10 protein-coding genes and 2 pseudogenes are annotated in these 14,160 nt (G+C 47.5%); 10 read left to right on the top strand and 2 right to left on the bottom strand.

Annotation, left to right across the window (positions count from 1 at the left end; all coding sequences use genetic code 11):
• Nucleotides 1–121 precede the first annotated feature (121 nt).
• Nucleotides 122–649 carry a sugar O-acetyltransferase gene (locus AN393_RS09240; protein WP_055017915.1) on the bottom strand — a complete coding sequence of 176 codons (528 nt, stop codon included), beginning with the start codon at nt 647–649 and terminating at the stop codon, nt 122–124.
• Nucleotides 650–803: 154 nt separating this feature from the next.
• Here AN393_RS09240 and AN393_RS09235 point away from each other — a divergent pair, with 154 nt between their 5' ends.
• From AN393_RS09235 to AN393_RS09205, 7 genes are all read left to right on the top strand, one after another.
• On the top strand, nt 804–1,568 hold the full coding sequence (locus AN393_RS09235) for a DeoR/GlpR family DNA-binding transcription regulator (protein ID WP_055016932.1): 765 nt from the start codon (nt 804–806) through the stop codon (nt 1,566–1,568).
• A gap of 46 nt (nt 1,569–1,614) precedes the next feature.
• Nucleotides 1,615–3,435 (top strand): glutamine--fructose-6-phosphate transaminase (isomerizing), encoded by a 1,821-nt coding sequence (gene glmS, locus AN393_RS09230; protein ID WP_055017914.1) that lies wholly within the window; start codon nt 1,615–1,617, stop codon nt 3,433–3,435.
• Between the two features lie 143 nt (nt 3,436–3,578).
• The gene (locus AN393_RS09225; protein ID WP_055017913.1) at nt 3,579–4,409 is read left to right on the top strand and encodes a heteromeric transposase endonuclease subunit TnsA; all 831 of its coding nucleotides are present in this window, start codon (nt 3,579–3,581) and stop codon (nt 4,407–4,409) included.
• Nucleotides 4,393–6,471: a Mu transposase C-terminal domain-containing protein gene (locus AN393_RS09220; protein WP_055017912.1), complete on the top strand. Its 2,079-nt coding sequence runs from the start codon at nt 4,393–4,395 to the stop codon at nt 6,469–6,471. The genes AN393_RS09225 and AN393_RS09220 overlap by 17 nt, the downstream gene beginning before the upstream one ends.
• Nucleotides 6,471–8,126, top strand: coding sequence for an AAA family ATPase (locus AN393_RS09215; protein ID WP_055017911.1), 1,656 nt, complete (start codon nt 6,471–6,473; stop codon nt 8,124–8,126). The genes AN393_RS09220 and AN393_RS09215 overlap by 1 nt, the downstream gene beginning before the upstream one ends.
• 1 nt (nt 8,127) lies before the next feature.
• Complete coding sequence (locus AN393_RS09210; protein ID WP_055017910.1) at nt 8,128–9,636, top strand: TnsD family Tn7-like transposition protein; 1,509 nt, start codon at nt 8,128–8,130, stop codon at nt 9,634–9,636.
• Nucleotides 9,633–11,243 (top strand): Tn7-like element transposition protein TnsE, encoded by a 1,611-nt coding sequence (locus tag AN393_RS09205; protein ID WP_235576195.1) that lies wholly within the window; start codon nt 9,633–9,635, stop codon nt 11,241–11,243. Before AN393_RS09210 ends, AN393_RS09205 begins: the two co-directional genes overlap by 4 nt.
• Nucleotides 11,244–11,435: 192 nt before the next feature.
• Here AN393_RS09205 and AN393_RS09200 read toward each other — a convergent pair.
• Nucleotides 11,436–12,008: pseudogene (locus tag AN393_RS09200) on the bottom strand (IS5 family transposase); the annotation flags it as partial.
• 176 nt (nt 12,009–12,184) lie between these two features.
• On the opposite strand from AN393_RS09200, the gene AN393_RS09195 reads away from it, so the two are divergent.
• The 3 genes and pseudogenes from AN393_RS09195 to AN393_RS09190 form a co-directional block, all read left to right on the top strand.
• The gene (locus tag AN393_RS09195; protein ID WP_055017909.1) at nt 12,185–13,090 is read left to right on the top strand and encodes an alpha/beta hydrolase; all 906 of its coding nucleotides are present in this window, start codon (nt 12,185–12,187) and stop codon (nt 13,088–13,090) included.
• A 179-nt stretch (nt 13,091–13,269) separates the two neighbouring features.
• Nucleotides 13,270–13,419 carry an alcohol dehydrogenase catalytic domain-containing protein gene (locus tag AN393_RS20715; RefSeq protein WP_200909030.1) on the top strand — a complete coding sequence of 50 codons (150 nt, stop codon included), beginning with the start codon at nt 13,270–13,272 and terminating at the stop codon, nt 13,417–13,419.
• Between the two features lie 12 nt (nt 13,420–13,431).
• Nucleotides 13,432–14,157: pseudogene (locus tag AN393_RS09190) on the top strand (NAD(P)H-quinone oxidoreductase); the annotation flags it as partial.
• Between the last annotated feature and the right edge of the window lie 3 nt (nt 14,158–14,160).

The following is a 14,160-nucleotide window of genomic DNA, read 5'->3' as shown; positions in this document are numbered from 1 at the left end:
TTTGTGAATAGTATTTTGGCTATCTGAAAATAAGCACACGTAATACATACCCATCCAACACCTACCATCTAGGTCAGGCGAGCTAGTGACTCCCAACGCTAAAAAAACATATTGATTAAAATTATAGTGTTCTTATTTCTCGGGCGGGATTACCCGCAACAACTGTATTTGCCTCTACATTTTTAGTAACGACAGAACCCGCGCCAACTACTGCGTTATCGCCAATGGTAACACCCGCTAAAACGATAACTCCCGCGCCAATCCATACGTTGTTGCCTATTGTAATAGGAGCAGCAAAGTTATCTTTATTCAGTCGCTGTGTAGGGTTAACAGCATGGGATACCGCTAACAACTGCACGTTAGGGCCAATTAAGCAGTCATCACCGATGCATATGGCTCCTTCATTTATTGGGGCATCTAATACCGTACAGTTAATGTTTATGAAGCTACGATCACCAATAGTTATTTGATTACCATAATCACAATGAAAACCTGACTCTATAATTACCCCTTCCCCACATTGAGCGAATCGCTCTTTAATGCGTTTTAAATTGCCTTTACTGGGGCTTTTATTGAAGAGTCGGCATATTTCGCCTGTTTGTTTACGTAGGGCTAAAAGCTCTTTGCTTAAGCTATTAAATGACTGCATTGGAGGTTCTTTTTTTAAGTTAGCGACGCTCTTACTATTTTACCTTTATTATAATTTGATGAAAGCTGCTTTATTTTTGCTCGTTCACTTGCCATTTAACTTGTTTCGTTTAAAATTGCACAACTTTCGAAACGAAACTTAATATACGATCTTTATGACTAAACGAAACACACAGCAGCGCCGCCATAATATATTGGCTCAGGTTAATGAGCTAGGTGAAGTGGCTGTGGAAAAGCTTGCTGAGCAGTTTCAAACATCTGAAGTAACCATTCGTAAAGATTTAACCGCGCTTGAAAAAAGTGGCCTGCTACTACGCCGTTACGGTGGTGCTATTGCACTGCCTAAAGAAATTGTAAGTGACGAAATAGACTCTAAGCGCAAAGTCGCAATAGCCAAGGCTGCAGCTGCACTTATAAAAGATCATAACCGCATTATTATTGATAGCGGGCGTACTACGGCCGCCATGATCCCAGAGCTTGCAAATAAACGCGGGTTAGTTGTAATGACTAATGCGATTAAAGTAGCGAGCCGTTTACTTTCACTTGAAAACGAGCCAACACTTTTAATGACCGGCGGTACCTGGGATCCGCATTCTGAGTCGTTTCAGGGGCAAGTTGCCGAAAACGTATTATGCTCTTACGACTTTGATCAGCTTTTTATTGGTGCTGACGGCATAGACGTAAAGCGCGGTACTACTACCTTTAATGAGTTAGTTGGTTTAAGCCAAGTAATGGCAAAAGCAGCCCGTGAAGTAATAGTAATGGTTGAATCAGATAAGATTGGCCGAAAAATACCAAATTTAGAATTACCGTGGAAAATAGTAACCACTTTAATAACCGATACTGGCTTAGCAGATGATAAACGCAAAGCGATAGAGGCGTGTGGTGTAAAACTAATTTGTGCAGAGATTATTGATTAGTAATTACAAAGCGAGTTACTAGAATTAAAAAATTAATGGAGACACTATGTGTGGAATAGTTGGGGCAGTTGCAGAACGTCCAGTAAACAAAATTTTAGTTGAAGGCCTTAAACGTCTTGAGTACCGTGGTTACGACTCTGCCGGTGTAGCACTTTTAGAAGGCTCTACACTAAATACTGTGAAAGCAGTAGGTAAAGTAGTGAACGTAGAAGCTGCACTTGAGAAAGCAGGTGTAAGCGGTCATACAGGTATTGCACACACTCGCTGGGCAACACACGGCAGCGTTACTGAAGAAAATGCTCACCCGCATGTATCAAACAATCAGCTAGCACTTGTGCATAACGGTATTATTGAAAACCACGCAAGTCTACGCGCATCGCTTAAAGAAGAAGGTTACGAGTTCCTATCTGAAACCGATACCGAAGTAATGGTGCACTTAATTCATAAGCTTCGTAAGCAACACACTACATTACTTGCATCTGTTCAAGCAGCGGTTAAGCAGTTTGAAGGTGCGTTTGGTACAGTTGTATTTGATAAAGCAAACGACAATGAAATCATCGTAGCGCGCTCAGGTAGCCCACTGGTTATAGGTTTAGGCCTTGGCGAAAACTTTATTGCTTCTGATCAGTTAGCACTATTACCGGTTACTCGCAGCTTTATCTTTTTAGAAGAAGGTGATGTAGCGCGCATTACACGTGACACTGTTGAAATTTTTGATGAAAATGGCAACGCGGTTGAGCGTGAAGTAGTTGAATCAAATATCACGCAAGATGCATCAGGCAAAGGCGACTACCGCCATTACATGCTAAAAGAAATCTACGAGCAGCCACTTGCAGTACGTAATACCCTTGAAGGACGTTTAAACGACGACCGCGTAGCAATTGATGCCTTTGGCGACAGCGCTCAGCAAATATTTAAAGACGTAAAACACGTACAAATTATTGCCTGTGGTACGTCATACCACTCAGGTATGGTCGCCCGTTACTGGCTTGAGCAATTTGCAGGCGTTAGCTGCAATGTTGAGATTGCCTCTGAGTTTCGTTACCGCCAATCGTATGTACACGAAAACAGCCTACTTGTAACTATTTCACAATCGGGTGAAACAGCCGATACGCTAGCGGCATTACGTTTAGCTAAAGAGCAAGGTTACATGGCCTCAATGACCATTTGTAACGTACCGGGTTCATCGCTTGTGCGCGAATCTGACCTTGCCTTTATGACTAAAGCCGGCGCTGAAATTGGTGTAGCTTCTACTAAAGCATTTACTACCCAATTAGTTGGTTTGTTAATGCTTACTGCGTCTATAGCGCAAGAAAAACAGCATGATCAAAGTGCCATTGTAAATGCTATAAAAGTACTACCCGCTAAGCTTGAAGAAACATTACAGCTTGCTGATGGCATTGCAGACCTTGCAGAAGAATTTGCTGATAAGCACCACTCACTGTTTTTAGGTCGTGGTTCGCAATACCCAATTGCAATGGAAGGTGCGCTTAAGCTTAAAGAAATTTCGTACATTCACGCAGAAGCCTACGCAGCGGGCGAGCTAAAACATGGCCCACTTGCACTTATTGATGCCGACATGCCAATTATTGTTGTAGCACCAAACAATGAGCTATTAGAAAAGCTTAAATCAAACGTAGAAGAAGTACGCGCACGTGGCGGCATTATTTACGTATTCGCAGATAAAGATTCACACTTTGAGTCAGACGACACAATGCGTGTAATCAACGTAAACCATACTGACGATATTATTGCACCAATTGTTTACACACTGCCATTACAGTTACTGTCGTACTACGTAGCGGTAATTAAAGGTACTGACGTTGACCAACCACGTAACTTAGCTAAATCGGTTACTGTTGAGTAAAATCAAAAGGTTGGTAATTACCTGTTGTGGGAGAGTAATAAAGCATCATACTAAGTATTAAAGTATCATACTTAGAAATAAAGTTGCATACTGAAACCGCCGATTCTATGCTCGTTTAATGAGCAGAGTCCGGCGGTTTTTTCATGGCGTCACACAATAAGAGATTTACCGAAGCCTTGTTTACAAGGTGGATCAAAGAGGGGCGAGGCAGCGGCCAGCATGCTGACTACAAACCCTGGCTGACGGTTAGGGATCTGCCTTCCCTGGGGCGGGTCCATCGCGTCTTCGGCCACAAATCCAGGCGTACCCACCACCTGTTATCCGATCTCGAACTTTCCGTCTTTCTGCTTCTGGAATGGCACAACGAAATTACCCAGGTCCGCGAGCAGTTTCCTCTTGAAAGAGATGTTACCCGTCAGCTGGCCATTGAGGCTGGAATAAAGCACCCGTGTATAGCGGGAGTCGATCAGTATATGTCGTCGGACTTTCTGGTGGACTCGACCGATGAAAAAGAGCCTAGGTTTGTGCTGCAGGCGAAATACCGAGAGGCACTCAACGATGTTCGAACGGTGGAAAAGCTGGAAATGGAGCGTCGATATTGGAAGGAGAAGGCCCTGCCCTGGTATCTGGTCACGGAGGCAGATGTGCCAGCCGTGGTGACTCAAAACATCAAGTGGCTCTATCAGGCACAGCGGGAGGAAGAAGAGGATGAAGAGCTGACGTTGCAGCAGATCGAGTTCTACGCCTATCACTTCGAAAGGAACCTGAACAAGACAGTTCTCGCTATCTGTAAGGAACTGGATGCAGCCTACAGCTTGCCAGTTGGCGAATCGCTTTACGAGGTGAGGCGGTTGTTGGCCAAGCGCTATTTTACCTTCGATATTTTTATTCCTACCACCAAGCTTAAAGCGAAGGACTTGAAGGCCGGAGATCTGGGATTTATCCGGGAGGTGTATCTTGTTTCGAATCAATGAGGTGCTACAGATCGGTGAACGCCGTTACCGTGTGCTTCAACTGCTCGGCGATCATCTGGTCTGGATCGACATAGACGATGACTCGGCCTTTCCCGAGATCACGTTGGTCGGTGAGCTGGTAGAAGCCATAGAGCTGGAGAATTTGCAGCGCACGGAAGACCCTTACAAGGAGCTTGCCTTTGAATCCCCTCAGGAGGGCAGTATTGCCAGAGCTAAACGGGATAGTAACTACGCACTGATCAAGCCTCTGCTTGAGCTGCCCGATTTCTTTGAGCCGAAAAGCCGGGGCAAAGTGATAAACAGCATTCTTGCCGAAAAGGGCTCTACCAAGCAGACACTGTACCGGCTAGCCCGGCGATACTGGCAGCGGGGACAGATGCCGAATGCTCTGTTGCCTGACTACAAGCACTCAGGGGGCAAGGGTAAGCGACGGATTGCCAAAGACAAGAAACTGGGGCGTCCTCGCAGAGACATGCCGGGGGTCGGAGCCAAAGTTGATGAGTTTACTGAACGCTTGTTCCGTATGGCCATAGACAGATACCTGCTGAAGGATAAGGGACACTCTTTTCCCTATGCTTATCGCCGCTTTCAGAGCTTGTATCGCAACTATTTTCCGGATGTTCCGGAAGAAGAGTTGCCCAGTAATTGGCAGATGATGCACTTCTACAAACGCGAATATTGCCAGACGGAAACGCTTAGCAAGCGCGTGTCGAACATTGAGTACAACAAAGACATCAGGCCTTTGCACGGTACGGCGAACACCCAGGTGCCTGGTCCCGGATCCCGCTACGAAATCGATGCCACCATTGCCGATATCTATGTGGTTTCCGACAGCGAACGGGGAAACATCGTTGGCCGGCCCGTAGTCTATATGGTGATTGACGTATTCAGCCGCATGGTGGCCGGCTTCTACATCGGGTTCGAGACCCCTTCCTATGTAGCGGCCATGCAAGCCTTGTATATGGCAGTGACTGATAAAACGGGCCATTGCAGGAATCTGGAGTTCGATATCAATCCGGAGGACTGGCCGTGTGTGGGACTTCCGGATGCCATCCTGGCAGACAGAGGTGAACTGCTGGGGCATCAGATAGAAAGCCTGGAAAGCAATTTTACGGTCAGAATAGAAAACACGCCGCCTTACCGGGGCGATGCCAAAGGTATAGTGGAGCGTAATTTCAAGGCGATACAGGCATCCTTCGGCCCTTTCGTGCCCGGTTATGTATCCGGCACCATGGTAAAAAAACGAGGCGGAAAGGATTACCGGCTGGATGCCAAGCTGACAGTAAGAGATTTCGTCCAGATCATCTTGTCGTCCGTGCTCTACCACAACCAATACGTCGTCCTGGAGAAGTACGACCGGGACGCCGACATGCCAGCAGATTTGCCCTCCACCCCCATTCACCTATGGAACTGGGGCTTGCAGCACAGAACCGGACGTTTGCATCAGGCTGATCCGGATGCCCTGCGTGTGGCCCTGTTACCACGACAAAGGGCTACCATATCCGATAAAGGGGCCTGTATATTCGGCATTTATTACACCTCATCGGAGCTGTTGCAGCAGGGCTGGTTACATCGGGGCAGGGGTGTCAAACGCCCGGCGAGTATTGAAGCTGCCTACGATCCTATGGTGGCCGATCAAATCTACCTTTTCCCGGAAAAGGGCAGTATCAAGTACTGGGCTTGCAATCTGGCTGATATATCCCGGGAATTTCGGGGCGCTTCGTTCTGGGATGTCTGGCAGATCAGAGACGAACAGAAGAAAACGATGGCCAAGGCAAAAGTGCTTTCGGGGTCTAAAAAGCGACAGCACGAGGAATTTATCATCGACAAAATCGCTCATGCTGAAAAGGCGGCACCTGATACATCCGGCATATCCAATGCTCAGCGGATCAGAGACATAAACGAAAACAAACGCAGGGAAAAGGAAAGGGAGCGGGCCGAGAAGGCGTATCGCCCGGATACGGATAAAAGCCAGCCTTCAGGAAAGGTTATTCATATTTCCGAATCCGAGCCGGATTTGGATTATCCGGATTACATCGACGAATTGTTTGAGGACGACTGATGCCTTTGCCAGAAAACTTTGTTGATGCTGTTTACATCGACCCAGGCCTCGATCGTTATCGTGGTAATCCGTTAATCGAGGCCCTTCCGCCCATCATGGATCTGCAGGCTCTTAAGGTTAAGCTGACCGGCAAGCTCACATTCAACCCTCGGGATTGCTATGAAAAAGGGCATCTTCGTGCCCACCAGGTCAGTGCACTGCTTGACGATTTCTTCCAGCCTTTGTCGATACATAAGCAGCTGGAAGAGAAAATTTCGGTGATGATCCGCGGAGGCTATGTGGGCCGCAACATAGCGGACGGTTCGTTGAATAAGAGGATGCAGGAAGGCTACCAGCGCATCATGTCCGGTGCTACAAACGACTTCTGCTTCGCTCAATCGAATTCTACCGCCAAAAGTCTGTCGTTGATCGGTTGTTCCGGCAGCGGTAAGAGCTCGACCATCAACCGAATCCTGGCAACCTACCCGCAGGCCATTTACCACCAAGAATACAATTTTGTTCAACTGACCTATCTGAGGATCGAGTGTCCATCTGACGGTTCGCTGAAGAGTCTGTGCCTGAACTTTTTCCGCGAGGTTGATCGTACACTCAGTACCGGCTACGAGGAGAAGTATGCACGCAAGCGGCACAGCACCGAAGTGCTCTTATCACTGATGGGGCAGGTGGCAACACAGCGGGCGTTGGGTGTCTTGGTCATCGACGAAATACAGCGACTGACGCTAAAGCGTTCGATTAGCAAGGAAGCCATGCTTGAGTTTTTTGTAGCTCTGGTAAACGTGATCGGTGTTCCCGTGATAATGGTCGGCACGCCCAAGGCCAGATCCATATTCGAAATGGAACTGCAGGCCGGCAGGCGCAGCGCCGGATTCGGCTCGTTGTTCTGGGAGCCGGTGCAGCGAGAGCAGAGGAGGGTCGATCCCAGGACCGGAAAGCCAAGAAAAACCGAATGGCAGGCTTTTACCGACAAGCTCTGGCAATACCAGTGGCTGACTCACCGTGACGAGGTGCTGAGCGAAGAAATTCGTGATTGCTGGTTCGATCTGTCACAGGGCGTGCTCGATATCGTGGTTAAGCTGTTCGTCCTGGCACAGATGCGGGCAATATCGACCGGGCTGGAGCGAATAACCGTTAAACTGCTGCGTACCGTGTATGAGCAGGAACTGAAGCCGGTGCACCCCATGCTGGATGCCCTGCGCAGGGGAGATCCTGAACTTATCGTCAAATACTCTGACCTGCAGTTGCCGGCGATGGACAAACGCCTTCTTGAGCTGAGAAAGCGGATCGACGAACGGCAGGCCGAAAAGGCAATCGAGCCAGCCTTCAACGGCAACGATAAGGCACTACGGTTGTATAACATGCTGCAGGCTATGGGGTGTGAATCGGAGCTGCTGCAACCCCTGATCGAAAATGCCTTCAAACAGCATCCAAACCTTTCCTTGCCGGAATTGAGCAAGCTCATACTGGAGTGGTACTCCGAACCACCCAAGCCCAAAAAGACCCAAATCGAGAAGATGAAACCTTCCAACTGGCACACGCTGCCTTCCGAAGATTTGAGGTTCAAATTCTCCCAGGCTGAAAAGGGGCGACTTTACGACGACTTGATGTACGGCAAGGAGCTATTCGACGTGCCGAGTTGGTTGAAGAAGGTGGGGTGACATGCTGGGTTTCTCTCTGCCTTATTGCGACGAGCTTTTGTACAGCACCATCGCGAGGTACGGGATACACAGCGGCATAGTGTCGCCGAAAGAATTGCTGCAGGAGGTGTTCGGCGACACCAAGGTTATCGCGACCCTTGATTTACCCGGTCATCTGAAACGCATAGCTGATCTCTATCCTGAAGTGGTTGGAATCACGCCGGGCGACCTGCTTTATGAACATACCCTCTTCCCCCTTTACGCCCCATTTATCGGTGAAGAACGGCGCAGGTGCCTGACCCGTGAGCTCATAGCAAACAGAAAAAGTACGGTTCATCTCACTGCTGGAGTGGCAGCTTCTCGGATCAAACAACCTGCATTTCTCAGATACTGCCCAGGTTGCATAAAAGAACAGATCAACCAGTATGGGGAATGCTATTGGCGGAGAGACTGGCAGGTAGCCGGAGCTGAGAGTTGCCCGGTACACGGATTACTGGTCGAATCTAATATTCGTCGTCACGATATGCACAGGCATCTTTTCCAGGCCGCCAATGAGAGTGCTTGCCCAGTGGTCTTACAGCAGCCCGGAAGCTGGCAAAGTGACCTGATGCTCAAAAGCGTAAGAGAATTGCTGAATCTTGAGAGTCGAGCTGTACCTGAGCTTTGCCAGTGGAGCCTGTGGTATCGAAACCTGGCGGCTGATAACCATCTAAACAGAGGTACTCAAGTTCGCCACGATTTGGTTGCTAACAGGATCGTCGAGTTCTGGGGAGAAAAGTGGCTTAACCAGTACGGGCTGTTACCGAATAGCGGTGAATCCTGCTGGTTACGCAATATGTTCCGAAAGCACCGCAAGGCGTTCAGCTATCTCGAGCATTTGGTTGTACTCCATGCCTTATTGGAGAGAGACTGGAACCTAGCTGATGTCTTTCGAGTCGTTGCTGGGCTCAATCCGGCTGCAAAGGCTTTTAACGGGGCGTTGAGGGGAACGGATAATGCTCAGCTGAACGAATACCGAAACAAATGGCTGGCTGCAGTCGCACAGCATGGCACCAAGCGTGCCCGCAGTAATGGATACGGGGGTATCTATGCCTGGCTCTACCGCCGTGACAGAGACTGGTTAATGAAGACCAACGAAGCTCATAGAAAGCCGGAATATGAGCATAAGAACAAGGTCAGTTGGGTTCAGCGGGACAGACGAGCGGTCAGGAGGCTGATAGACCTTCGAGAGCAGAGCGAAGTGAACCTGGAAGGTCCCAGGCGATCGATGAACTGGTATTTAAATCAATTAGAGCACAAGGCAAGCGTTGAAAAACACCTGGATTTGCTACCTTTGTGTAGTTTGTTTTTTGCTCGGTACTGTGAAAGTATATTTGAATATCAAATAAGAAGAATCACCCGCACCGTCATACACATCACACGGGATGACGAGCCACTGAAACGCTGGCAGGTGCTGAGAGGAGCTGGCTTGAGCGAGCAGCGTCTTACCGACCTGGCCCGTCGATTTCTTGAGGAGGTACTCGAAATTTGAACAGCAGCACCTACCTGAAAGGGTTCAAGGACGATACCTGGCTCAACGGGATTGGCGATTTTTTCTGCAGGATGGACGGAGTCAGGTGGGGGATCAACTTAAGCATCTACCCCAGCAAGGAGCATGGAAAGGATTCAACCTCTCTTTCTAATGCGCCTATGTTGGTACGCAAGAAAATCATCAATCCAACCAAAGACTATTACCGCAAAAATTACGAGATAACTTTTACAGTAACCTCGACCCACGAATGGCGAATTGACACACTTGATAACTGCCCGGCCCTTGAAAGGCGGTTGCATAAGGAAGCCAGGCAACATTGTTTCGTGTTCCACCATCCAGACGGTACCAAGATCTATCTTCCCCAGTTCGAACTTGCGAGGTCGCTCTTTTTTCACAATGGCTATCTGGCCCGCTCTTCGGTACTTCACGACGTATTGAAAAATGAGTTTGCAATTGAGTACAACAACTTGTGGGAAAAGGCCATCATCAACGTACTGGATACCTGCAATTGTCCGGCAGAGCTGTTTAACGATTATGGTTATCGCCGGGTGCTTGCCTGGTTGCTGATGGACGCAGACGCCAGGCGTTCATACGACAGTATTGGTAATTACCAGCTGCGTAATGGAGTTGATGATGGGCAATACCGAAGATGGGCTTTTCAGTTCGAACCTCCAGCATTGGAGGGAGCCAGCCTGAGGTTGAAAGGCAATTTTGACACAGAAAGCCAAACACTCTTGGTTTACGAGGTCACCAGCATAAGAAATATTCCAGCCAACTTACCAGAGCATATCGAGTTTTACAGTCCCAAGTTCTTCACTCAGGTCGCCGGGAAAGGAGTGGCAGCAGGCTCTGCTGCTGAGCGGCCGCCTGGGTATAACGTGGATGACGCGGCGGAAGGAAGCCGGGAAAACAAGCCGGTCATGATCCGGGAAAACACGACGGAGATCGAGTTCAATCGTGCGGTGGAGACCTCGAAGATCAGTAAAAAGAGAAAGTCCACGGGGAAAGGCCGCGAGGACGATGGCGAGCAGGGTGAAGCTTCTAGGGACGTCAGTACCGAAGAGCAAGGACCATACGGTCATCTGACAAGTGCCGAGTGGAACAATCTTGATGACCAAACTGATGATACTTACCTGTATCTGAATAAATTCGAGAGCTACTTCAAAATGCTCGGATTACTTAAGGGTAAATATGGCTTTAAGGTCAGCACCTACCCGCTGAGAAAGTTGCCGAATATTGGTAAATGCAAAAAGCATATACTGGAAACAGATCAAAATCCGAGATGTATGTCGGTCGCCCATGTTACAGCCGGCCTCACAGGGTGCTATCTGCTGGAAGTCGATACCTCGGATGCAAGCAAGGCCTTGTCGACAAAAGTGATCTTAGCCAAGGCAATTGGCGACATAGAGCCCCACTTGTTTGAGATAGAAAAGCAGTTGCTTAAGGCATCTTTGTCCTGGCCAAAGCAGCATTTGGATAACCTGGTCGGTGCGGAGAATCACACTTGGATTCCACACCAGAAGTCTGATAAGCCCGGAGCACTTACCGCTGAGGACATTGATAAGTGGGCTGAAAGAGTGTTTATGAGGCTAAGCTCTACTGAATAATAAGCATATTGGTGATTGAACTTTCAATTATTGCATGCACAATGTTTTGACCACTGTAACAAAGTGGCCCACCTGCCCGTAAGGCTTGGCGGCAGCGTCGCCGACGTCGCCGAAGCTGCTGTTTTATAAAGTATATTTATAATCTGCCTTTTATGTTCGCACTATCACCCGGTGTAGTGGTGTAATGCTCCCGGACACCTGATGTAACCGCCGCCGCAACGGGTTGAGCAAGGTCAGCAAGACCTCGTTATCGGCCACGTTTTCCAGGCTCACTTCGGCGGCGATGACTTCGTAAGTACGGGTATCCACGGCTAGATGCTACTTGCGCCAGACCCGGCGTTTATCCTTGCCATGCTTACGCTGTTTCCATTCGCCTTCACCGAACACCTTCAGTCCGGTGGCGTCGATAACCAGGTGGGTGACCGCCCCTTTACTGGGCAAGCGGTACTTCACGTTCACCGTTTGGGCTCGCTTGCTGATGCTGCTGTAACCGGGCGAAGTCAACGGCACGTCCATCAGCTGGAAAATGGAGTTGATGAACCCTTCCAGCGCTCGTAACGGCAACCCGAAGAAGGCCTTGAGCATGAGCGCCGTTTCAATGGCACTATCGCTGTAGTGGAAGCCACGCCCGCGGCGGCCATGGTGCTAATGGCAATGCCATTGGTTGATGACTTGCTCATCAATCTAGAAGGTCAGTGAACCGTGATTGACCAAGGCCCGGTTGTATTGCCGCCAGTTACTAATGTTGTGCAGTGCGTTGCCCATCTGTCTGCTCCGAGTCCGTTCGTCAGGTGAGCAGATCATGGGTGGGACAGATAGTTCACTGATTCAGGTTTTGCACTAAGGTTGTCCGATTAGAAAACAAATTTGACCGTTTCGAGGCAGATACTAGAGTTATATCACATTACTATTCAGTTTGTTTTAATAATTGTGAGATTCTTATGAGTTCATTTTCCCGTCGATCAGTCAAAATTCCAGCCAATGGTGTCGAGTTAGATGCTTGGTTCTACCTACCTAATCAGAAACAACCCGCTCCTGCTATCGTAATGAGCCACGGCTTTGCTGCAATTAAAGAGTTATACATTGATAAATTTGCAGAGAAATTCGCTGAAGTGGGCTTTGCCGTTATTCTTTATGATCACCGAAACTTTGGTAAAAGCGGGGGGGATATCCGTGGAGAAATTATTCCACATCAACAGATAGAAGATATGCGAGAAGTTATTAGCTGGTTAAGCTTATGCCCAGAAGTTGATGCTGCTCGAATCGGTGTATGGGGGTCAAGCTTCAGTGGGGGACATGCCATCATGTTAGGAGCTTTAGATCGTCGAATTCGATGCGTTGTATCTCAGGTTCCAACTATCAGTGGTTACCAAACTTTCCTACGCCGCACTGGTTCAGATGTAAACACGGTACGTAAGGCTTTTCATGAAGATCGAATTAAGCGCTTTCAAGGCGAAGCTCCTTCTTATCGAAGAGTGATAGCTCAAGATGGTGAGCCTGGAATTTATTCCAGCACTGGAGCTGAAGAGTTCTACGGAGCGGCTTGGACTCTTGCAGAAGGATGGGAAAATCGAGTTACATTAAGATCAAGTGAAAAAGCATCTGAGTACGAACCAGGGCTCTTGATAGATCGTGTCAGCCCAACACCTTTACTTATGATTGTAGCGGAAGATGATACCGTTACTCCAGCAGATTTAGCACTCTCCGCATATAACAAGGCATTAGAACCTAAAAAGTTATGCATGTTGCCAGATGGACACTTCGACCCTTATTTAAAACACAGCGAAAAGTCGGTCAATACGGCAATTGAGTGGTTTGAAAAACATTTAAATAAAAGTCATAAATAGAACATCTAAAGTCATTGCAGGCTGTTATAAATGCTTGGTAAAATTTATTCTTGGACTCAAGTTTAATAAGACTGAATAGAGGTAAGTATATGAAATTCATCGAAATAACTTAACCAGGCGGGCCTGAGGTACTAAAAATTAGTACTGGTGAAATACCAACTATTTCAGACAACGAAGTATTGATTTCAGTTAAAGCAGCAGGGGTTAACCGCCCCGATATTCTCCAGAGACAAGGGCTATACCCTATGCCTAAAGGAGTTACAAACATCCCAGGTCTTGAAATTGCTGGAGTAATACAATCAGTAGGAAAAAATGTCGTAGGATTTTAAGTTGGAGATAGAGTATGTGCACTGACTAATGGAGGTGGATATGCAGAGTTTTGTGCTGTTCCTGTAAGTCAGGTACTACCAATACCAGAAAATCTAAACTTTATCGAAGCGGCTGCAATTCCTGAAACATTCTTTACAGTTTGGGCAAATCTTTTCGACATAGGTAAAGCGTCGAAAAACGATGTGGTTTTAATCCACGGTGGCGCAAGCGGTATTGGCACAACAGCTCTAGCACTTTGCAAAGCTTTAGGTATCAAAGCACTTAGCACTGTTGGACACGACGATAAAGTAAATCTTCTGAGTAAGTATGGAGAGATAATAAATTACAAGAAAGTGGACTTTGAAAAAGAAGTATTATCCCGTACAAATGGAGATGGTGTAGACGTAATTCTTGATATTGTCGGAGCCCCCTATTTTAATAAGAACATAAATCTCCTCAAGAAAGATGGGCGATTAGTTATCATCGGTTATATGGGTGGAAGGGTTGTAGAACAATTTGATATACAGGGAGTTATGCTAAAGAGAGCGACTATTTCAGGGTCTACAATGAGAGGTAGAAGTTCGGAAGAGAAACAAGCTATCGCTAAGAGTTTAGTAGAAAAAGTTTGGCCATTAATCGAATCAGGAATGTGTAAACCAACGATCCATAAAGTCTTCAACTTGAGTGATGTAGTAAAAGCTCATGAAACACTTGATAATGGTGATCATATTGGGAAAGTGGTTTTATCTTTAGATTGATAA

It is taken from the genome of Pseudoalteromonas sp. P1-25, from assembly GCF_001401805.1.
Classification (GTDB): Bacteria; Pseudomonadota; Gammaproteobacteria; order Enterobacterales; family Alteromonadaceae; genus Pseudoalteromonas.
This window is presented reverse-complemented; position numbering and strand designations above follow the sequence as displayed.

What these genes read in the sequence shown, in the direction of transcription:
- AN393_RS09240 (WP_055017915.1), bottom strand. Translation starts at nt 649, where the DNA reads ATGCAGTCATTTAATAGCTTAAGCAAAGAGCTTTTAGCCCTACGTAAA.
- AN393_RS09235 (WP_055016932.1), top strand. Translation starts at nt 804, where the DNA reads ATGACTAAACGAAACACACAGCAGCGCCGCCATAATATATTGGCTCAG.
- glmS (WP_055017914.1), top strand. Translation starts at nt 1,615, where the DNA reads ATGTGTGGAATAGTTGGGGCAGTTGCAGAACGTCCAGTAAACAAAATT.
- AN393_RS09225 (WP_055017913.1), top strand. Translation starts at nt 3,579, where the DNA reads ATGGCGTCACACAATAAGAGATTTACCGAAGCCTTGTTTACAAGGTGG.
- AN393_RS09215 (WP_055017911.1), top strand. Translation starts at nt 6,471, where the DNA reads ATGCCTTTGCCAGAAAACTTTGTTGATGCTGTTTACATCGACCCAGGC.
- AN393_RS09210 (WP_055017910.1), top strand. Translation starts at nt 8,128, where the DNA reads ATGCTGGGTTTCTCTCTGCCTTATTGCGACGAGCTTTTGTACAGCACC.
- AN393_RS09195 (WP_055017909.1), top strand. Translation starts at nt 12,185, where the DNA reads ATGAGTTCATTTTCCCGTCGATCAGTCAAAATTCCAGCCAATGGTGTC.